The organism is Mycoplasma zalophidermidis (assembly GCF_024742155.1).
GTDB classification, from domain to species: domain Bacteria; phylum Bacillota_I; class Bacilli_A; order Mycoplasmatales; family Metamycoplasmataceae; genus Mycoplasmopsis; species Mycoplasmopsis zalophidermidis.
Window position 1 is genome coordinate 152,960 of the sequence record NZ_JANSFS010000001.1, and the last position, 22,011, is coordinate 174,970.

Here is a 22,011-nt window from a genome sequence, read left to right on the forward strand (position 1 = left end):
TGCTCTGCAAAAAAGGGTTTAATAGTGCTACACAAATAACCACAAACTAAAAGAAGAATTGTGAGAAATAAGGACAAAGAAAAATATGACAGTAAGTATTTGTTAATTCAACAATTGTCCAAAATCAACGGAAAGTTCAATTAGAAAGATTACTGAATCTTCACAAATATGAATTTGGTGAAATGCTTTAATTAGACGCTTGTAGTGAAGCTTGAATTAAACATTTACATGATTTTCATATTTACTTAGCAGTAGATGCTGAAACATAAAAGATTCTATCTTTGTATGCTGAAAAAGAAGAAACAACAGTCGGTTATATTAAACTACTGGACAACTCTTTGCCCGATATGGCTATCCAATAAGTTTAAAACTGATAGAAGAACCACTTTTTGCCAAACAAGAAAATAACATACCTATGGTAAAATGACTAAATTCTAAAAATATAGGACTAGAATTTAAAAGTTACAGGGAGTTTAACCAAATGATGAAAGAACCAAAGATACAATCAAACTATGACTTATAGAGTATTGTGTCAGCAAAAATTGCTGTACTATTGAAGAAATAAATAAACATTCAAAAAACAATTCAAGAATATAATTAAAGTTTATCAAAATATAAATAATAAAATAAATGCCTTAAAAAAACGACAAAAGAAAATGAACATAGAATTCATTTACTGATTAAAAGAATTACTCAGCTGGTTGTGTTCAATATATGAATAATTACTATGTGCCAATAACAGAAGAAAATAAGAGGTTTTACTACATGGGAAATAGCAAAACAAATTTCATATGAATTCCTCCGGAGAATTAATGTTTATTATTGAAATAAATTTTTAAAAGCGAATGTTTGAAAAGAGAATAATTGACAGATTATCAACTATTTTGCAAAAACACTATTTAGTTTACGATGACGTTTTAACAAAAAAGTTCTATCGTGTCGTTTAGAGAAGCAGAGAATTTGTGATTAATTTATAAAACGTGATCAATGAATCATGAAATTCAAATGTAAGAGAAAAAAATGCTTGAAAAATTACTAGCTTCCGCAGAAATTCTAACTTAATATCTAAAAATTAACAGGAATTAATAAAATTTAAAACGTGCTTTTTAAATGCACGATAATACCAATTAAATTCCACATTTAATCACAAATGTATTAAACAAAAAAGCCCTTTCACATTTTTTAAAAAAAGCTTTTTTGTTTTCTAGTTCACAGAGTTCATTAAGAAAATTCTCAAAAATTTAACGAATCATAAAACCAAGTATAATTAAAACAGATATTTAAGGCGTATGTGCTTAAATTAACACACTAAAATTTTACGCTTCCAATATTTTATGATAAGTCTATTAGTTGATATTTTTCGGGATACTTATTAGATAATTCAATCAATTTATTTTTAAATGAATTTGGGTTATTGTTGCTTTCGTATCCTAAATAATCAAACTTATACGAACTCAATAAACCAAAACCATATGTATCATCGCCAATATTTTGCATAAATAAAGCTACCATGTCGTAATTTTCATCAAAAACCATACTACCGCTTGCGCCTGATACTAAGTCAAAATCTGTAGATTTTATAGGATCATCTTGCAGTGTAAAAGATTTGAAATGACCATATTTTTGATTCTCATACAATTGCTCATTTAGAATAATTTGGCTTGGCTGATTAATTATATGTTCGCGATATCTTCTGTCAAAATATTCTTCATTTTTTGAAACCGGGAATGAAGCAACCCTAAATTTAAGAAAACTGTCATTATTTATAAAGTTTGTATATTTTGATAATTTTAATGGTTTTAATACTTTTCAATTTTCAAGATATTTAATTATATTTTTATTATCAGTTTTTAATGCTTCATCATAAAGATTTTTAACATCAATTATATTTATTGAAATATCAGCATTCGAAGTTTCATTATTTTCTAAATGTCCCTTTCTGTCATATTGATTTTCTGCAATTCAAAGATTTAATTCTAAATCAGAGTCGTTAATATCTAATGATATATCGTAACTATTGCTTGCCACTTTTTTATCATCAAAATCTCATATAACCATTTTTTTATTAACCCGATTATCGGTTCATTTTTTTTCTAATATATCAGTAACGTGTCTGTTCGTGATGAAATAATATCTTAAATCATTATCGTCAGACGGTTTAACTTTTGCGAGCATTGTCATTGTACCGCCACCTACGCTAAAAACACGTTCTCTGATTTTGCTGAATATTCTATCTTCACTTTTTTTTATTCTTTTCCCACCTGGCATTAATGTACCGCTATTGGAGTTTATATCATATAACTGTGATAGAGATGATAATTTAGCGAAAGGGGAATTATTATAAATTTTTGAGGTAATTGAGAAATTTTTATCCTTTCCTTTTTCAACATAGTAACTAATATCGGTTAGGGTTCCATATTTGTCGATAAACACCTCAGAATCATCAATTTTATAATTGTTGGCTACAATTTTCTTATTTGGAATAATTATTTCTACCTTTAATTGACCATTTTTTGTAATTAGGGATTTAAATTTGATATCAAAAGGTATATCAACATTTTCTAATTGGGCAAATTCATAATTGTTTACCCTATTTGTTTGCATTAAATCTTCAATATCAATTTCAATAGGTATAAGAGAAGTAACATTGTAATTCTTAGTAATATCTTTTATTTGATTACTTTGAATCTTAAAATATAGTTTAATTTTCTTATTGTTAAAATCTTGTTTTAGATAATTGTTTATGTTTTTTTTAAAAATTATTTTGTTATTTAATATTTCGAGTTCATTGTCGCCGATAAACGAAGGCATAACCTTGCGGACGTGCTTAGTGATTGAACCATCATTATTAGTGAAATAAACGGATAAATCTGGAATAATTGAAAATAAATTATCAGTCTCAATGTAATTTTTTCTTTTCATTCATTTAGGAATTTCACCTGTTCAAAAATTATCAACGCTGATTTTAAGCGATTTAAACATTTCTGAACTGAAATATTTTTGAGTTATGTTTTTATTATGTTCGGTCCCTTTCAGTTCATAATTATCAGGAAAAAAATTTTCGTCAAATAATTTCTTTGGATTATCTATTTTCTCATCAGAATATTTGTTTATTGGTTTGTCCTCAATTACTTCCTTAAAAACAAACAAGTTTTTAGAATCCTCTTCATCGGTATTGTCACTTGAAGAGTTTTTATTCTCCTGTGTATTGTTAGACGCATCTTTCGAATCTTCTTTTATTACATTGTTTTCTTTTGACACATCGCCACTCTCTTGAGTATTGTTAGATGCATCTTTCGAATTTTGTTTTATTACATTGTTTTCTTTTGAAGAGTCCAACTTATTATTCTCATTGCTATTATTGCATGAAGCTGCTATGACTGGAATTAAAATAGGTGTACTAAAAAGACCAAGAACAAGTTTATTATATTTTTTAATCATGAAATTATTTTAGCAAATATTAATTAACTATTTTTTTATTTTTTTATTAAATGATAATTGTTTTATAAAAAATAAGCTACAAAAGCAGCTTAGTTAATATATGTGTGTTTAGAGTTTGATAGTTATTATAATCCTAGTTCTTTATCTGTAGGGATATTTAGTGCCGATCCAACATAAGAAAATATTTCAGGACTTTGTTTTAAATATTCTCCATTTAAAATACGTTGAACACTTTTTACGGTTTCCTCTAGTTTTACAAATTGACCAGGTGACTTTGTAAAGTGTTGGGTCATGAAAAAGTTCTGAGTAAAGAAGTTTTCTAGTTGAAGGGCTTTTTTGACTATTATTTTACTTTCATCATCTAATTCGTCAAAACCTAAAATTAGAATAACATCCTCTAGGTCCTTATAAGTTTTTAATATTTTTTTAGTTTCTAATATTGCGTTAAAATGATCTTTACCAATTATAGTCTCATTTACTGAGTTAGATTGGCTTGCAAGAGGATCAAAGGCCGGGAATATATTTTTAGCACTCTGTGCTCTTGATAAAACCAAATTTCCGTCTAGGTGGTTAAAAACCGCCACGGCTGATGGATCTGATAAATCATCCATTGGTAAAAACATAGTTTGAAATGACGTAATTGCACCGTTTTTATTTTTAAACATACGGTGTTCTACGTTCGCTATATCACTTTCTAATGTTGATTGATATCCACCTACCGATGGTTTTTTCCCTAACGAAGAACTAACTTCATTTTCTGCTTGAACAAAACGGTAAATGTTATCTATAAATAACAATACATCCTCTTGTTCCGTGTCACGAAGATATTCGGCAGCTGTAATCCCAATGGGAACAATAGACATTCTAGCTCCTGGCGATTCATTCATTTTAGAAATGAACATTACAGAATTTTTCAACAAATCAGATTCTTTTAGCTCGTTATAAAGTTCAATCCCCTCACGTGAACGTTCACCAGAACCTATAAAAATATTACTTGTTTGTTTTGATGATTTGTTATTTACATTAAATATTATTTCCTTCATTAAAACCGTTTTACCAACACCAGCGCCCCCGAATATTCCTATTTTGTTGCCTTTAATAATCGGAATGAAAAAGTCAATAGCTTTTATTCCTGTTTCAATAAGTTCGGGTTTTGTGTTGATAAATTTCTCATTATTTATAGTTGAATTCATTTCGACATAATCAGGAGTGATGTGCTGCAATAATAATGGCTTACCTTCAAAACCATAGATATTATTTTTTGATTTTTGTCCCACGGGAACCATGAAACTTCTGTTTGTGTTGACTACCTTATCAGAAAGGGCTATTGGTTTGTCTACATATATAATTATTGCACCAACCGTAGTATTATTAATAATTCTTTTTACAAGTAAGAAAGTTTTGGCATTGTGTAGTGTTAATAAGTCATTTATTTTTGGTAATTCGTTAGGTTTAAATTCAACCTCTACTACATCTGAATTAAATTTTATTATTTTTCCAATCATTATTTATCTCCTAATTCATATGCGATATTGTCAAGATATTTCTTGTCCAAGTCCAAAAATTTCGTTTCAAATTTAATATTTCAATCTAGGTTCAGAAAATCAGAATATTGCTTCAGTGCATAAGCGAAGTAGTTTTTTATCATATTGTCATCATAATTAGTATCTCTAGATATAATTTCAAAAGTTTCGCGAGCTTGTTTGTTAGTGTCGATTAATTTATTCAAAAATCTCATTGCTTTTTGTTCGTCTTTAACGCCTTTAAATAATCCTCAAGAAATTATTTTTGAAGTTAGCAGAATAAAACGATCAGAATATAATGAAAAGCCTCTTTGTGAGAACATTTTATCTATCATTTTTCCTTTTGATAGTAATGAAGAAGTTTCACTATTAAATTCGTAATCTAATGTAGCAAGTTTTAAGTGACGTTTATATTTTCTAAATATCTTACCAATTTCTCCAGCAACTTTTGTGATTGTGTGATTTTGCACACTTGAACCAGTTCTCGATACCGATAAATCAATATTGATTGCGGGTAATTTACCAGAGGCGAAAAGATCGCTACTTGTAACAATTTGTCCATCTGTTATGGAGATTATGTTTGAAGATATTAGTGATGTTATATCGCCATCTATTGTTTGCAAAATAGGCAAAGCAGTAATTGTTTTTCTGTTTACAAAACTACCCGATCTTTCAAGCAATTGAGAGTGCGCAAAAAACATATCACCAGGCATTGCTTCCTTACCAACGGGAGCATCAGATAATAAAGCCATTTCACGAAAAACATTTGCATGTTTAGTTAGATCATCAAATACAATTAATACATCATCAGTTAATGATAAGTTTTCGGCATGAGCCATACCAACATAAGGCGCTAAAAATTGGTCGTATGTTGAAGCGGCAGAAGCGTCAATAATAATCGTGTTTCTTAAAGCATTATATTTTTTTAATGTGGAGTAGATAGAAGCGATACTTTCTCTTTTTTGACCGATTGCTACATAAATACATTTTACATTTTTATTTGCCTGATTAATAATTGTGTTTAGCGCAATATGAGTTTTACCGGTTTGACGGTCACCAATAATTAACTCACGTTGTCCCTTTCCAATAGGGATTAATAAATCGATTGATGTGATTCCTGTGTATAGTTGTTCGTTTAATGTCTTAACGCTCATAAGATCGTGAGCTAATTTAAAAATCTGACTAGTTTGTTGAGAGTATTCATTTGAAACTGCTATATTATCGTCATCAGAAACAATTATATTTCCGGAAACATCTATAACCTTACCAAAAAAATTATGGTTAGTTGAAATACTAAAATTAGAGTCAATTAATTCCAACTCATCACCTACGCATAATTCGTGTTTTGAGTCATTTGATAACAATATTGCCTTGTTAATTTGAGCACTAATTAAAAGCAATTTGATATGAGGTTTTGATTTGATTTTGAACATTTGTTTTTGTGAGTAATTAAAGTCTCCCGAGACTTCAATCATATAGTCGAATATTGAACTTATGATTGGTTTATTTATGTTAGTTTTTTTATTTAATAATTTTGAATTAACCATTTTATATTCCTTTCATTCCTAAAAACACTAAACCTGCCCCAACTGATATAATCACCAAACCAACTAGGATTAAAATGATGTAAAGAGTTCTTAATTTTCTTTGTTTTAAGGTTTTAAAATTTAACGATATTAAAATTATATTAAGAAGAAAAATTATTGTTCCAATAACGCTTAAAACAATACCGAAATTCTTTTTAAATTCATTTACGGATGCTTTTTGTTCGTTAATAAATTCGACAGCCTTTTCGTATGCGTCGCTATAATTTTTGTATGTATCCTCATTAATAGTTTTGCTATCTGAAAGAATACTTAAATATTGAAATTGAGTATTAACTTTTCCTAATTGTTTGGTAAAGCTGTTATACCATTTTTCCAAGTTAAAGGTTGTTGGATTTGATAAAGCCTTTGTTTTATAGACGTTTTTGCTAATCAAATCCACAAAACGATCAATAACGCTTATATCATAATTACTTGTATGATTAGTTTTTTGTTTGTAATTACTATTCATTAACTCAAAGTTTTTTAAAATTGTTTTGTTATTAAATTTAAAATACTCAGGATAATCGTTACTCAAAAAAGAATCGTAAATTTGAGCTATAGCGTTTCAATTGTGTTCGGAATTGAATGATGAGGATGTAACTGAACTTAAAAATAAATTAATAATGTCGTGTTTTGCGTTTTTTATTGTATAAGTGTCATTTATGTTATTCATTTTTGAAATTCAATAATTTATACTTTCGTTTTGTTTTTGTAAAAATTCGGGTGAATAAATTAATTTTATAAATTGATCTACCATACCAAAGACAATATTTTGTAGGTTGCTGTTTCTGATTTTTGTGTAATCTAAATTTTCATCTAAACCTATTGCGTTATAAAATTTTCTTGCAGTTTCTTCAATTGCACTTATTTGTTCATAAAAGATTTTTTGTACAAAAGAATTTCTATTATTTTCCAGATTAAAACCAATTGTGTAAATTCTTTTTAATTCTGGTTTTTTTCTTTCGGAAATGGATATTTTAGCTGTTTTATTATCGTAAATTTGTTCGACATTATATACGTATCTTGTATTTATTGGATTATTAAAGAAAAAAATATCGCGTTTTTTTAAATTAATCTCTTCAACTAAATCTTCATAACTAAATGACGAATAATCAGATCTTAATAATGGAACCAGGCTGGGTAAGGCATCAAGAGAAGCATTCGTTATCGCGGGATTAGTAGGTAATGCAGGTTTACCGGGAATTAAAGGCGGTAATTGAGGAGGGGTTTCTGGCGACTTAGGTTTTTTGATTTCTTGAGGGATAAATTCCTGATTTTGTTTTAAATCAAATTCAATAAATCTTGGTGTTATTTTTTTTATAAAGTATTCATCTCAGGTTTTAAACCCCTTAGGTATTTGTATGGACAACGCCGATGATGCGGAACCATCAGAATCTTTAATGTATTCAAGATTGAAGTCTTTGTCTACTACTAAAATATCAGAGTTGTTAAAAACAATATTTTTAACCTCAGATAAAAACGTTTTTGTGTACTTCTTAATGGTATTTTGAAAGATATTTTTCTGTACCGTGTTTTCGTTCTCATTATCCTTTTTTATGCTTTTCTTATCAATTGCACGTTCATAATTTGTTTTTGAATCTTCTGAAAGACCAAAAACAATATTTTCAAATTTTTTCCCATTAAATTCAACATTCCCCTTTCCCAATTTTTTTTCTCTAGAAATTGCGTAAGGGAAGGTTATGAAAAAACCATATTTATCAGGGTCAGATATTATTTTTTGTTTATTTGATTCGAAAAAAGTGAGTAATTTGTTGAAATAAATCGTTTGTGATAAAACTATTTTATAATCTGTTTTATTATCATTTTTCAATTTATTTAAATTATCTTTGATGAAACCAATAATTACATCGATAGATTTCTCGATTGAATTAGCAATCTGTTTATTCGCTTCGTCTTTAAAGGTATAAAAATCGGGATCTGGTGTCAATGGAACATCATCTGGTTTTTCAACGCTTTGAGTATTAGCACTGACTACAACCAAAGGGAAAGATAATGAAGAAATAGATCCTAATGAATATAACAATTTATTTTTTTTATTCATAATAATCTCCTTCATATGTTTCTAATGATAATAACATTTTCATTTTATATTCATACTGCTTGGTTTTTAGTTTATCTAATTTAATCGCCTCATCTAATAACAGGCCGATACTTTGTGCAGAAGTTAAATAATTTATTTCGTTGGTAATCTTTTTATACATTTTTTTATTTTCAACTTGTTCACTTGACTGTTTGTTGATTTTGTATAAAACTATTTTAGAAAAACTATTGATTGAAGCGATTTTATTGTTCAAGACAATGTTTGTATTGTATAAAAAGCAAAAAAACGTTTCATCTCTCTGATAGTCTTCAATTTTTATAATAGTTTTATCAAAGCTTGCTAATGCTTTATCACTTATTAACTTTCAGTTATTTTCGTCGTTGACGTTTAAATACAATATACATTTATTAAAAACTAGAGGAATATTAGCCAATGAATTAATTACGACTTTAATGATATTATTCTGTTTTTCCATTTATATCCTTTTCTTCATCTTTATTTTTTCTAAAAAACATCACTATTTCTTCAATTTCTTTTTCACGTTTGTGTTTAATAATTTGTTTATTAAGTTTTAAAATATCTTCGTCAAGTTGTTTAATAATTTGATTAGTCGATATTAAATTATTTTTAGCATTATAAAAATACGACTCTATTATTAGTGAATGAATTGCGTTTGATAAAAATATATCTATTTGACTGTCAATAAATTTTTCAATATTAGGATAGATTTCGTAATTTTTTACACTGCCTTCAAAAGAGATTTTATCCATATTAGTTAATTTATTTACATCAAAATTTTCTAGAGGTAAAAGAGTAAATGCTCTGCTGAATGCTTTGTTGCTATTTATGACAAAATGAACGCTATCATATAATTCATCAACATATAAAAATTTTACTAAGTAGGATAAATCATATGCAAGTTCCTTTTCATTTTGCGAATTATTAAACGACTTTAAAACTGACAATTTATTTTGTTCACAAAATTCCTTTGCTCTTTCACCAATAGTTATAAAATCAACAGACATTTTTTTAGTATTTTTTAAAATCATTTTCTCGTATCGGGTATATGAATCTGTTGAGTGTTTTTGTTCTTCAGTTAAGTAAATTCACAATTGTTTAGGCTTTTTAAAAATTTTTTTAAAAATTAAATTTAACTTGTTGTTTTTGTTTATAAAATCATTTTTTATAACGTATTGTGATTTAAGGCTGGATATTAATTCTTTATTAATTAATGCGTTTTGAACATAAAATTGTAATTTCTTGTTCAATTTCATAATATTAATTAATAAAATATTTTTTTCATTACTAACGCGTAGATGTATATTTTCTAGACTGTTTCTTTTTTGTTCAATTTTTTTAAAATGCATTGTTTTAATCCTTAATTAAAGATAATACCTCGGGTCCGAACAACAATTTCAAAGTGTTGCTTTCAGTGCTATTAAATAGTACTGTACCAGGCATAATTTCTATATAAGATTTTGTTTTTAAAAGAGAGTCTATTTTGTCGTTTAAACTACATAGATAATCATCGAGATTTGGGTCATTCGATGATGATAGATTTGTGCAAATTACTGAAGATGAAATTTCATTTTTTATGATTGGTACCAAAATATTTTGGCTAAACTTAAGATCAATATTGAAACTGATTATAAAATTTCTAAATATTATGTCGTGCTTTTTGGCAATTGCTTCTTTTAACTTGTTATTGAATTTCGTAAAACTAGGCGATTCAAAACCCATACCTTTTGATAATAATACCGACGCGTTTAATTGCTCAAATGATATAAATTCTGGGTCCTTAATTAAGGAATTATATGAATCGTATAAGTTAATAAGTGATAATTCATTTTGCAATTTCATTGATTTTATTTTCTTTTTCAATAATGAATTATTTTTCATTATTCACCTCCTTAGTTATATTTTTTTTGTGTATTGATAATTTGTATAGTGTAAATCATAAATTGGTAACTGAGTATAGTGAATATGCTATTGCAATACATAATTCAGTAATTGTCAGAATTTGTGTAAGAGATAAATCGGAATTTATATAATTAAATCCAAAATTATCTTTAGATATTAGAATTTGATTTAGGTCAAAAATGAATATTAAAACTCCTAAAAATGCCAATTGAAGATAAATAAACGAAAGAGATATTTTTGTGGCGGAAATATTTCTTTTTAGGTAAATTATCATCATAATGATTGAGACGATTGAAGTAATAAATAGATTAATTAGATTAATTCTATTATCATTATTTGCCATAGTGAGAATAAAAAAGCTTACTCAATTTAGTGTTGAAAAACCAGAAATTGATATAGTATTTTTTATTAGACTTTTTGTTTTAAAAGGTTTCACAAATGAAGATATTAAGTAGAATGCCAATATTAGTAGTGAAATCACTGAAAAAGATAAATATCAATAATTAGAAATATATATCTTATCCGGAATTACAAAACTCCTTTTATTGTTAATTACGAAAAAAACACTTGTAGTTCAGGTTAAAATTGCTAATACTGAAATAAGTAAAAAGTAAATCGAATTCCTTGTAAACGCAGAATCGTATTGCTTATTTAAAAACAAGTTGATTTTATCTCAATTAGAAAAGAATACCAAAATTGCCACACCAGAAAATAGAGAAATTATTATTAGTAAATTAATTGCTTTTTTCTCAGTAAATAATTGTTTAAATCAATCACTAAAATCATTTGCAATTAGCATTAGTTTCGCGCTTGAAGGTGAATCGGGGTTAACGGACTTTGCGGTTCAAGTAAAGAAAATAGTCAAAATAAATGAAACTAATAGTGCTTTGAAAACTTGAGAAATAATTAATATAGAAGAATTACCATAAGTAATGGGGTCAGATTTTTTCTTTACATTATATGAATAAAGCGAAAAACTTAGGTCAATAAAGTATAAAGGAATAAACACCCATAAAACTTTTGCTATTTCTATAGCTTCAAAACTATGATATGTAAAGAATAATATAAATGATGAAATCGATAATATAAAATACAAACTAAATCAAGGTCAATAATTATTAATTTTTTCCTTATTAATTAGGATATCTCTAAAGGATTTAGTTATTGGATAAATTAGTAAAAACAGTAAAATGGATATTCGAAACAATAAAGTAAAATTATATTCTCTTGTTTCTAAAGTTGAAAAGTTGAAAAATCTAATAATTTCAAGCGAACTAGAATTGTTTTGATACAACTTCGCCGACATTATAGTCTGGTTAGAAAATATCAAAATAAATAGTAGCGAACAAAAAAACCAAATTCCTAAAATACTTAGATATATTTTGATAGATAAATTATTTTTTTGTTTAGAATTCATTGATTCATAGTCATCATAGATTCTCTTATCACTAAATATAGGTGATGTCATTACGCCCCTTCCTTCGCTCTTAAATTAAACATTGTGTTTTTCCTTGTTTTGATTTTGATTGAACAAAAATTCACTCGGAACATTCTTTTTAGAAATACCTTTTTTAAATAATCAGGTTTTTAGACCGTTTTCACCATAAATTTTAATTAATGAATCTAAATAAGATGTTTTCTGGTCTTTACCACCACCATAAATTAAATCGTATTGTGGAAGGTTGTAATCACCGTAAGCACCTTTATAGTCATATCCTTCAGATCTGAAAGCGGCTACGAAGTCAGTCTTAGCGGACGGTATGATTGTGCTATGAACACCTACTAGTTCATTATTTTGATTTCTAACACTAGAACCAGATGAACCACCAATAGGAACAAAGTGTCTTAACATATATTGTAAACCAGTGTTAAAGTAGCTTTTTAACGTGGTTTTATCATCACTATATGTTTTATAAATTTCCTTGCCTCTAATAGGTGAAACGATAAATCCATCATTTAAACCCGGTTTATCTATAAATGAACGGTATCCAACTTGATATGATAAGTAGTTACCTCTTTTATATCTTTCCTCTGGGAAGTTGGGCTGACCACCCTCGCTTACATTAGTACCACTGTAGAATCTATAATCTGAGTTTGTTCATAAGCTTTGGTATGTTTCCTTTCACTTTATTTGGTCATCGTCATAATATCTTCTTAAGAAGAAATCTTCACGAGCCATTGGATAACCCAAGGCAAATAATTCATCAGTTGTTTTTGTATCGCCTTTTCTTTTTGCAATTGGAAAATCAATGTTTTGGTAATTTAATAGATATGATTTAGAAAGAAACTTAGTTTTTTTATCATCGCTTCTACTATAGTAATCATTAGTAATTAATTTAGCTAATTTTTGTGCATCGCCGTTTGCTAACACTGAATTATCAAGTACTGGTTTAGTATTTCTTATTACTGAACTTTGTAAATTAACTAATTTTTTAAAATCAACTTCAATAACTGCAAAATCAATCATTTCTTCAACATCTTTATATTTTTCTTTATCAGAAGTTGTTAGGTACTGTGATGGTGAAGTATTTAAATAATCTGTTGCGTCATATACTTTTTTTACAGCTTCGCCAATATTGTTTCCACCAAAATTAAAGTTAGTGAATCTATCGTCTAAACCGGTTAATCTCAGTAAGGATTTCACGCCAGTTTGTGGGCTTAAAACAGTTACGTTAAAACCATTAAAGGTGCTAGAAGACATTAATTTTGCAACGTGTGAATTAGTTCCAAAATATCATTTGGTTGGATATCCCCCGTTATTAGGAATTTCATAATCCATTATTCACATAGTCCCGTTAGCACCACGTGACTTACGGTTGTATTTTAATTCATCTTCGTAGCCTTTTAATTCATCCTCAAAAATCTTTAATAAATCGTCAAACGTATAACTCTTAATTTTGTTAATTTCGTCATCTATTTTTTTGTATTTAGCTGCAAAATCATTTTTAATTGCTGGCTTATCTTGTTCAGCCGCTCTGTTTAATTCTCTCTCTTCGTCGTATTTTAAGATATTTTTTTCAGTTTCTTTTTGATCGGTAGCTGCTTTTATATATTCTTGAAGTCTAATGGTTTCTTTATTTGTTTTTCATTTTTTAATTAATTCAATATTTTGTTTTGCTTTAGCGATTTCTTCCGCGAAGGTTTCAGCATAGTTAAAACCAACAGCGAGTGTTTCAAGACCTATTTGTTTATAAAATTCGTTAGGAAGTAAACGCGCCAAACCTATAGATTGATAAACGTCTCTACCACCAAGAAAGTCAACTTTTGAATGTTTGGCAGGAGCACTTTTTGGGTAAATTGATAATCCATCAAAGCTTCCATCTGCTTTTAATTTTGGTAAGGTGTGTCCTTTATAAGCGGCATCTTCATAAGTGTTTATGTTTACATCTTTGGCTATTGAATTAAATTTTTTTGCTGATTCAGGTGTGTAATTTAATTCTGGTCTTATTTGATCAACACTTTGATTATGGTATTGGGTTTTAATACCTTGCATATAATCAGCATTATCAATTTTTCATCTTTCTAATTGACTTGCTTTCACATATTTATCAAAATCGCTATCTGAAAATCCGTTTTGCTTAGGATCTGATGGAAATGTGCCGTCATCATTTGTTCCATTGGGACTGATTTTAAACCCATCAAGTTCGAATGTTCTAATTTCAGATAGATTTGGGTTATTCACGTCAGATAGTAATACTGATATCTTTAATTTTCCGGTAAGGTTTGCATCTCAATCAGTAGAAACTGTTGTGATTTTTACATTAATTCTATTTTTGTAACTATCTTTTAGGCTTAATTTTATTAATTCTTCATATCTTTTTTGAATAGTTTGAGGAGTAAAACTATTTTTACTTTTTGTAACACCAAACTCTTCAATTTGTAAATCAAATAATTGATTAAACGAAAGTTGTCTAACAGAATTTAAACCTTCAGAACCAAGCACATCTTTTTTACCTGAATCATTATTAATTTTTGAATTTTTAGCATCATCAACTTTTTTATCTGGTTGATTTTCTTTTTTTGCGTCATCATTATTTTTACATGATGCAGAAATTGCAACAAATGGCAAAATATGTAATCCGCAATTTGTAAGTAGTATTAGTTTATTTTTTTTCATTATTGATAACTCCTTATAAGTAATCGTATCCGTTATCTATTTCAACTTTTATACCCGCTCCTTCTAGAGCTGATTTGACAGATGTGTTGCCTGGGTCTAATAAAACTGTTCCAGTAAATGCTTCATCGCCATTTTTTGCATATCTCGTAAAAGTTTGTAAGTTTGAAATTGCATTTGAAGTGATTGATGAATCAGTATATTTAAATTTAGTTGTGCCTCTTTTGTTAGAAAAGAAAATTTTCGGTGTTTGGAATGGACCGGTTGCAAAATTTTCTAAACCAGCTGAATCTAAATCTTTTAATCCTACTTCATAATATTCTTTATTATTGAAGAAGGTAACTCTAGTTACTTTTCTTGAACCATTTGTAGGTTTCTGAGTATCGTTAAAAATTAATCCATGCAATGTTCTTATTTTTGGAACCCTACTAAAATCTAAACCGGTTGGATAACTATTTCCTTTTTCATTATTATCAGGGTTTAGCCCTGGACCAAGACCACCTTGGAAGAATGGTTCATTATTTCTTGCATAATAAGCCATTCTTAAACCTAAATTAATTCTTTCGTAAGGGTCACTTGAACTTTCGTTGTAATCAATTTGGTCGAACGCAAGTGTGTCAAATGTAATTCTTGTAGCAATTTGAGAATTTATATTGTATTCCGAGCTCACATTATAGTCGTTGGTGTTAATTCATTCAGTATTTCTAACTGAAAGAGGGTTAACTGTTCACTCATCTTGTAATGAATTTCCTAAGGTGTATAGCGATAATTCTTTTATGTGTTTATTTTCAAGCGCTATTAACGAACCAGTATTTGTGGCTTGAGCTGAGAAAAATAATTCAAGTTGTTTAATGTCATTAGGTAATTCTTCTAAAATAGGTTTAAACGCTTGAGCGGAATCGTTTTGACCCATGTTACGTATACGGTATGAAACAACCGGAAGATTTTTTTCTTTGATTTTCTTGATTAATGTGATTGTTTTGTCATATCCAGACTTGTTTGATGCATCTATTTCAATAACAATTCCTTCGTTAATTTGATTTGGACTATTATCTGGTTTATCACGTTTCATTAATATTGCGTTAATACCATCGCCCTGATTTATTAACCCATCAAATCTAGGATCAGTGTTAATGTTAGATGAACTTCATCCTGGGTAAATTCCGTTTTTAACATCATCTGGATTTCTCATTCATTCAGTATTATAACTAAAGACTCTTCTGGTGTAGTTATCACGTTTTAATCTTGATGTTACACTGTTAAAATCTGGCGCAGGTGAATAGGCATAAGAGTCTATTTCTCCGTTTTCATTTATGTAAACATTATCGGGGTCGGTAGTAAAACCTTTAGCTAGCTGTGCTTCAGCATTTGAAGTTAATTTTGTTACTTTAGTAAAATCAAAGTTTTTATATAGTCACGAGTATCTATGTTCTTTACTTTTGAATTCATTATTATCAAGCATTTTTTGATACTCGATATCCTTGCCTTCTTTGAGGAATTTTTTTACATTAGGCGAGTCAAATAATCTTTGTCATTTATCACTAATTTTCTCTCAAACTCAAGGTTGTTGTTGTCAAAAACTTTTAATTTGGTTTGGGTCATCAATTTCATTCGATAATTCTCAAACTTTTTGTCCGAAACCAGAACTAAGTCCTCCTTTAGTATCACTCAAGACTTTTTCCCTTAATTCTTTTGTTACTTCAACACTATTTAATTTACCGGTGCTGTCATTAATATAAGGATTTACATTTGAGATTTTATTTCTAACGTCAAAATCAAAAATCTGTCTTGGCTTAAAAGGCGTAATATCTGCTTTCACTTCTATTCCAGAGATAATAATAGTTTGTTTATTATTATCTCTTGATGGTGACTCAGGTGTTTTTTGTGGGGGTAATGGAACGGGTTTAGGTTTGGGTTTTTCAGGCGCCGGTTTTGGTTTGGGTTCGGGTTTAGGTTTGGGTTTTTCAGGTTTAGGCTTAGGTTTTTCAGGTTTTGGTTTTTCAGGTTCGGGGATTTTTTGTATTTCCTTCTTAGGAACAGGTTCTGGTTTTGGTTTTTCAGGTTCTGGTAGCGGTTCAGGTTTAGGTATTTCTTTTAGGTTGTTATCCGCGTTAGAAGGATTTGTATTTTTTAATTCTAGATTATCCTTTGGTATAAAATTAGGTTTTGCAATTTGCGCGGATGTATAGTGTGTAGCTAGTTGAGAATTTACAGAAGCAAAATAAACAATAGTTCCTATTGAACCGGATGCTATTACACTACCCAACAAACTCAATACAATTACTTTAGTTTTACGTTTTTTAAACAGACTCATTTTCACCTCAATATATATAGTTATTTATTACCACATAATTATCTAATATTTAACAGAAAAGTCTTTTTTTTTTTTTTTTTTGGAACGCGCCGTTACACTGTGCTAATCAAGTTAATTATCGATAATAATTTAGTATATCAAATATTAGTCAAAGCGGTTGTTTAATTCATTTTAATTATTATTTTTAAAAAAATAATACCGAGATGTTTTAATGGGATATTTGTAATAACAATTTGCTTTATTTTAATTTAATTAAAAGCAACAAAAACCAAATATTACGATGGTGATGTGGTTGTTTTAAATGTTGTGTTTTGTTATAAAAATAAACAAGATAATGATTTTTGTTATTTTCTTGTTAGTTATGAATCGCGGTAGATGTCTTTGTTTATTTTAGACTGCCTAGTAATAAATTAATATTGTAAAATTTTGATTAATTAAATGTTGTATGCACTTAAAGAAATCAATTCACGTGTGCTAGGTTATTATCATATTAATTAAATTTCAGGATTAAAAATATCAAGCATATTATCTATGCCTGATATTTTATAAAATAAGATTTCAAATTTAATGTATTTATATCTGTTTAATTAAAATGAAAGAATTAAGCAATAGTTGAGTTTCTTTTAAGTGTTTTTGCAGTTTTAGCGCTTACTCTTAAAGTAACTTTTTTGCCATCAACGTAAATTTTGATTTTTTGTAGGTTAACGTTGAATTTTCTTTTTGATGCGTTCATAGCGTGTGAACGTTTATTACCTGTTTGCGCACGTTTTCCCGTTAATTGATCTACTCTAGCCATATTTGCTCCTTTCAGTCATTATTTAATAATTATAAAAAAGTATCCTTATTATACTAAGAAAAAGATAATTCAATAATTTTTTTGTTACTCTCTCAAATGTGAAGTTATCTGAATAAAAAATAAGTAATTAGTTTAATTTATGTTCAATTTATCAATTAAAATTTTTGCAGCGATACAGCCGTCAGCGGCTGCAGTTATGAGTTGTCTTACTTTTTTTGCTGTGATGTCCCCTACAGCAAAAATATTTTCAACTTTTGTTTCCATTTCATCATTAACTATAATGAAACCAGAGCTATCTACAATTTCTAGGTGTTCGTAGATTGAATTATCAGGGATAAATCCGATCAAGGAGAATAATGCTCTTGATTCAATTTCAAAATTTTTATTAGTGATATTATTACGTAATACTATTTTGGAAAATCCTTTTTCATCGCCTACTAATTCAAGAATCTCACTATGTTTATGAATTGTGATGTTTTTAATTTCTTTAATTGAATTAACTAGTATTTTGTCAGCTGTTAAATCATTTAATACTATTAAATCGACATTCTTAACGAACCTTGAAGCAAAGATCGCCTCTTCAACAGCAGAATTACCACCTCCTAACATAACTATATTTTCATCGCGATATAAAGGTGCGTCACATGTAGCACAAAAATGAATTCCAAGATATTTATATTGCTGATAATTTTTAATAAAAGAAGGTTCTTTATGTTTTAATCCAGTGGCAATAATTATTGATTTTGACTTTAAGCTTTGACCATTTGCGAGCAAAACTTCCTTATCTCAAACTCCGTATGAATTAATTTTTATTACTTCTCCCATAATCAATTTAGCACCATACTCTTTAGCATGGTTTAACATGTTAATACCCAGGTCGTATCCCGAGATTGAAGGTGTTCCTAATCAATTTTCTACTGTTGCACTTGTTACAATTTTGCCACCAGGATTTTCTTTTTCAATTATAGCAACATTTAATCCCCCACGTGCTGCATATAACGCAGCATTAGAACCGCCAGGTCCTGAACCTATAACTATAAGATCATAATTCATATTACCCCCTAACTTTAGAGTATTCTTGTTTTTTTCTATCAAATAATCTTGTTTTGTTGATGTATTTTAAATATTCACAAGGGTGAGCGTAAACATATCTAAATCTAATTCCTTGTTTTTCTTTGTGGTAGTGTATGTGGTTGAAAAACTGAAAGTAAATAAAGAATAGTGAACCAATTGCAATGAAAACTAATGATGCTATTGTATATAATTGATATGCATCTTGACGTAAAGGTTCTAGCGCTAATCTGACTAGACCATATCAAATAAAATACATTGATGATGATGAACCTGGTTTTAACAGTCCAAAACCATTAATAATTCAAACTAAGACAATATATCCGAATAAATTTGCTAGTCCTTCATATAGGAATAATGGGTATCTAAACAAACCGGGTTGATTTAATGATTGACTATAGGCGTCGCTGATAAACATATTTTGGGCAAAGTTTTTACCAAAGATTAATACAGAGGATCCATCTCAATCAACCTTGCCGTATAGTTCATGGTTAGCATAGTTTCCTCAACGGCCAATAAATTGACCAATTAAAATTGTGGGAATAATTATGTCTAGAACTTTTCGAAAATCTACTTCATGACGCTTATGATATATGTAGATACTATCTATGATGACACAAAGCACAACACCACCTTGAATACTTAGCCCACCTTCTCAGACTTTATATCAGGATGATCAGTCGAATTCAGGCACATATAACGCAACCTCAACCAAATCTCATAAACGAGCACCAATAATGGCTGATGGTATAGTTAATACTATTAATGTATATAAGATTTCAAATTTATATTTTTCACGTTTCCAAAAAAACGTTATTGTTAATATTGATGCCAAAATACCTAAAAGTAATGTAATTGAGTATGTTCTAATTGGAAAAGAACCGATATTGAATAATGTGGAACCTGAGTTAGCAGGTACTCCAGCAACAATGTCATAATAATTGTTTGGGTTCACAACTCCTCCTTGATATTGATTTAATGATTTACATTTTACTATATTTCATATTTATTTTTTAATCTATAATTTATATTAATCATATTAATCTAGTAATTCAGAGATATTTACGGAATGAAATATTGCTTTAAATCTTTTATTGATGTGCTAAAATTGCTTTTGGGTAGAAGTAAATTCGGTAGTTGCTCGAGTGGCTGAAGAGGTTTGTCTCGAAAACAAATAGTGATGTAAATCACTCAAGGGTTCAAATCCCTTACTACCGGCCATTTTTTTATTGCTTTTTTTCAATAATATTGGTATTTGTGGTATAAATTAGGAATTAATATATACATTATTTTCATTTTAATAATCAATTAACAGGAGGAATATGAAACCAACAAGATTAGTAGCCATAGGTGGTGTACAAGAAATTGGACAATCATCTTTATTTGTTGAATATGACAACAATATATTTATTATTGATGCGGGTATTAAATTTGCCGATACTGCGCAAACAGGTATTAAAGGAATTATTCCTGATTATTCATATTTGGCTCAAAATAAAGAAAAAATTCGAGGTTTATTTATAACTCACGGACACGAGGATCATATTGGAGGGGTTGTTTATTTAGTTAAACAGGTCCCAATAAAGAAAATTTTCGCACCTAGAATTGCAATACAATATCTGAAATTAAAATTCGATGAACACAAGATTAATAAAGGTATTGAATTTGTTGAAATTGAAAAATCTGCTGTGCATAAATTTGGAAAATGTACAGTAGATTTCTGATCCGCTCAACACTCAATTCCCGATGCTTTTGGTATTAGAGTTAACACTCCTAATGGTTCAGTAATGTGTACTGGTGACTTTAGATTCGATTACAACCCAATTGGTGAAAGCTACACAGATTTCGCGAGATTGGATCAAATTGGTAAAGAGGGACTGACCGTTTTATTATCTGATTCAACTAACGCAATGAGACCAGATCATTCCCCTTCGGAAAATGACATTCTTAAAGACATTGAAAAATACATGCGGCAAGCAACTAGAAAAATTATTGTTACTGCTTTTGCTTCTAACTTAACTCGTGTTAAGGCTATTATTGAATTAGCTGCTAAACTTGGTAAAAAAGTTGCAACCTTTGGTCGTTCAATGGTGAATGGAGTAAAAATCGGACGTAAATTAGGCTATATTAAAGTTGATAGCAAGGTTTTAGTTGATAAAAAACAAGTTGCGAATGTTCCTGAAAAAGATTTGGTTATTTTAACAACTGGTAGTCAAGGTGAACAATTAGCCGCCTTAGCCCGTATGTCTCATGGTAAACATCAAAGCGTCAAAATCGAAAAAGGCGATTTAATTATCTTCTCTTCAAGTCCCATCCCTGGAAACCATATGGTTATTGAACTCTTAGTTAATAGATTAGCTAAATTGGGTGCCGATATCAAAGAAAATGGTGTGGATGGTTACTTGCACACGTCTGGTCACGCATACAAACACGAGCACGACAAAATTTTTCAATTAACTAAACCAAAATATTTTATTCCTTACCATGGTGAATACAGAATGAGTATTGTTCATGGACAAAGTGCTGTGCGTAATGGTGTAGACCCTAAAAATATATTTATTCCTGAAAAGGGTAGAGTTTATAACATAATAAATCAAGAAGTTTTTGAAACCAATGAACGTATCGAATATGGTCCGGTTTATATTGATGGTAATAATACTCTTAACTTAAATGCCAACATTATTAAGGAAAGACAAAAACTTGCCGAAAGTGGCTTTGTTAATATTTGTTTAACAATTGACCGCAAAAAAAATATTATTTTAGGTAGACCAACACTGATTTCAAGAGGTGCTTTCTATGTTAAAACTTCCCTTGATTTAGTTACTGAGGCTAAACGTGTTGCACATGGTGCTGCCTTGTATTACATTAAAAATAATGAATCGTGAAATGTTGTTGAACTTAAACAATTAATAGTTGATAGATTAGAGAATTTGTTTTATAAAGAAAAACGTCGTAAACCAATAATAATTCCAACAATTTTATTTACTGATGATGGTGATGAACCAGCGTTCGCAAATTCTTCAATTAATTTTGCTAAAAAAGGCAAAGAAACAGATACTAAAACTAGAAAATTGTTGAAGGATGTTAAATCTGAAATGTTCGGTGATAAATCAGAAATTGATGATGACATTCATGATGATGAAGAAGACATTGAGTAGACTCAATGTTTTTTAAATAAAAAAAA

14 protein-coding genes and 1 tRNA gene are annotated in these 22,011 nt (G+C 28.9%); 2 read left to right on the forward strand and 13 right to left on the reverse strand.

Annotation, left to right across the window (positions count from 1 at the left end):
- Positions 1–1,332: 1,332 nt before the first annotated feature.
- The 13 genes from NW238_RS00710 to lgt form a co-directional block, all read right to left on the reverse strand.
- Positions 1,333–3,441, reverse strand: a complete 2,109-nt coding sequence (locus NW238_RS00710; RefSeq protein ID WP_216505109.1) for a hypothetical protein — start codon at positions 3,439–3,441, stop codon at positions 1,333–1,335.
- A gap of 125 nt (positions 3,442–3,566) precedes the next feature.
- Positions 3,567–4,946, reverse strand: coding sequence for an MSC_0618 family F1-like ATPase beta subunit (locus NW238_RS00715; protein ID WP_258451622.1), 1,380 nt, complete (start codon positions 4,944–4,946; stop codon positions 3,567–3,569).
- Positions 4,946–6,493, reverse strand: coding sequence for an MSC_0619 family F1-like ATPase alpha subunit (locus NW238_RS00720; protein WP_373422550.1), 1,548 nt, complete (start codon positions 6,491–6,493; stop codon positions 4,946–4,948). The genes NW238_RS00715 and NW238_RS00720 overlap by 1 nt, the downstream gene beginning before the upstream one ends.
- 19 nt (positions 6,494–6,512) lie before the next feature.
- Positions 6,513–8,612, reverse strand: a complete 2,100-nt coding sequence (locus NW238_RS00725; protein WP_258451623.1) for an MSC_0620 family F1-like ATPase-associated subunit — start codon at positions 8,610–8,612, stop codon at positions 6,513–6,515.
- Positions 8,605–9,087 carry an MSC_0621 family F1-like ATPase epsilon subunit gene (locus NW238_RS00730; protein WP_216567714.1) on the reverse strand — a complete coding sequence of 161 codons (483 nt, stop codon included), beginning with the start codon at positions 9,085–9,087 and terminating at the stop codon, positions 8,605–8,607. The genes NW238_RS00725 and NW238_RS00730 overlap by 8 nt, the downstream gene beginning before the upstream one ends.
- Positions 9,071–9,979, reverse strand: coding sequence for an MSC_0622 family F1-like ATPase gamma subunit (locus NW238_RS00735; RefSeq protein ID WP_216505103.1), 909 nt, complete (start codon positions 9,977–9,979; stop codon positions 9,071–9,073). Before NW238_RS00735 ends, NW238_RS00730 begins: the two co-directional genes overlap by 17 nt.
- Before the next feature lie 4 nt (positions 9,980–9,983).
- Entirely contained in the window at positions 9,984–10,511 is a 528-nt protein-coding gene (locus tag NW238_RS00740; RefSeq protein ID WP_216505098.1) for an MSC_0623 family F1-like ATPase-associated protein, read from the reverse strand.
- Complete coding sequence (locus tag NW238_RS03610; protein WP_373889493.1) at positions 10,501–12,000, reverse strand: MSC_0624 family F1-like ATPase-associated membrane protein; 1,500 nt, start codon at positions 11,998–12,000, stop codon at positions 10,501–10,503. The genes NW238_RS00740 and NW238_RS03610 overlap by 11 nt, the downstream gene beginning before the upstream one ends.
- 24 nt (positions 12,001–12,024) lie before the next feature.
- A complete protein-coding gene (gene mip, locus NW238_RS00755; RefSeq protein WP_258451624.1) occupies positions 12,025–14,649 on the reverse strand; it encodes an Ig-specific serine endopeptidase MIP in 2,625 nt (874 codons plus the stop codon).
- 13 nt (positions 14,650–14,662) lie between these two features.
- A complete protein-coding gene (locus NW238_RS00760) occupies positions 14,663–16,960 on the reverse strand; it encodes a putative immunoglobulin-blocking virulence protein (protein WP_258451625.1) in 2,298 nt (765 codons plus the stop codon).
- A gap of 601 nt (positions 16,961–17,561) precedes the next feature.
- Complete coding sequence (gene rpmB / locus NW238_RS00765) at positions 17,562–17,756, reverse strand: 50S ribosomal protein L28 (RefSeq protein WP_216505089.1); 195 nt, start codon at positions 17,754–17,756, stop codon at positions 17,562–17,564.
- Between the two features lie 132 nt (positions 17,757–17,888).
- Positions 17,889–18,809 carry an NAD(P)/FAD-dependent oxidoreductase gene (locus NW238_RS00770; RefSeq protein ID WP_216505087.1) on the reverse strand — a complete coding sequence of 307 codons (921 nt, stop codon included), beginning with the start codon at positions 18,807–18,809 and terminating at the stop codon, positions 17,889–17,891.
- Between the two features lies 1 nt (position 18,810).
- Positions 18,811–19,782: a prolipoprotein diacylglyceryl transferase gene (lgt, locus tag NW238_RS00775; RefSeq protein WP_216505085.1), complete on the reverse strand. Its 972-nt coding sequence runs from the start codon at positions 19,780–19,782 to the stop codon at positions 18,811–18,813.
- 176 nt (positions 19,783–19,958) lie between these two features.
- Here lgt and NW238_RS00780 point away from each other — a divergent pair.
- Together NW238_RS00780 and NW238_RS00785 are read left to right on the forward strand one after the other, a co-directional pair.
- Positions 19,959–20,048 (forward strand) — tRNA-Ser (locus tag NW238_RS00780).
- A gap of 101 nt (positions 20,049–20,149) precedes the next feature.
- Entirely contained in the window at positions 20,150–21,985 is a 1,836-nt protein-coding gene (locus NW238_RS00785; protein WP_216505083.1) for a ribonuclease J, read from the forward strand.
- Positions 21,986–22,011 lie beyond the last annotated feature (26 nt).